Here is a 1,121-nt window from a genome sequence, read left to right as displayed (position 1 = left end):
CACACATTGCTGTGCTTCCACCCCGAACCTATCAACCTCGTCGTCTTCAAGGGGTCTTACATACTGGGAAATCTCATCTTGAGGGGGGCTTCACGCTTAGATGCTTTCAGCGCTTATCCCGTCCGTACTTGGCTACCCAGCGGTGCTCCTGGCGGAACAACTGGTACACCAGCGGTACGTCCATCCCGGTCCTCTCGTACTAAGGACAGCTCCTCTCAAATTTCCTGCGCCCGCGACAGATAGGGACCGAACTGTCTCACGACGTTCTGAACCCAGCTCGCGTACCGCTTTAATGGGCGAACAGCCCAACCCTTGGGACCTACTTCAGCCCCAGGATGCGATGAGCCGACATCGAGGTGCCAAACCTCCCCGTCGATGTGGACTCTTGGGGGAGATAAGCCTGTTATCCCCAGGGTAGCTTTTATCCGTTGAGCGATGGCCCTTCCATTCGGTACCACCGGATCACTAAGCCCGACTTTCGTCCCTGCTCGACTTGTAGGTCTCGCAGTCAAGCTCCCTTATGCCTTTGCACTCTTCGAATGATTTCCAACCATTCTGAGGGAACCTTTGGGCGCCTCCGTTACATTTTAGGAGGCGACCGCCCCAGTCAAACTGTCCACCTGACACGGTCCCTCTGCCGGTTTCACGGCAGCAGGTTAGAACTCCGATACGATCAGGGTGGTATCCCAACGTTGCCTCCACACAAGCTGGCGCTCATGCTTCTTAGGCTCCCACCTATCCTGTACAGATCGTACCAAAGTCCAATATCAAGTTACAGTAAAGCTCCATGGGGTCTTTCCGTCTTGTCGCGGGTAACCTGCATCTTCACAGGTATTAAAATTTCACCGGATCTCTCGTTGAGACAGCGCCCAAGTCGTTACGCCATTCGTGCGGGTCAGAATTTACCTGACAAGGAATTTCGCTACCTTAGGACCGTTATAGTTACGGCCGCCGTTTACTGGGGCTTCGGTTCACAGCTTCGGATTGCTCCTAACCGCTCCCCTTAACCTTCCAGCACCGGGCAGGCGTCAGCCCGTATACTTCGCCTTACGGCTTCGCACAGACCTGTGTTTTTGCTAAACAGTCGCTTGGGCCTTTTCACTGCGGCCCCCTCGGGCTAT

At 54.9% G+C, this 1,121-nt stretch carries 1 rRNA gene; it reads right to left on the bottom strand.

Going from position 1 to position 1,121, the window contains the following annotated elements:
- A 23S ribosomal RNA gene (locus AC1TPC_RS26825) occupies positions 1-1,121 on the bottom strand; the annotation flags it as partial.

Source organism: Paenibacillus sp. Y280, assembly GCF_056786335.1.
The sequence above is the reverse complement of the archived record's forward strand: the minus strand, read 5'-3'. Positions and strand labels throughout refer to the sequence as shown.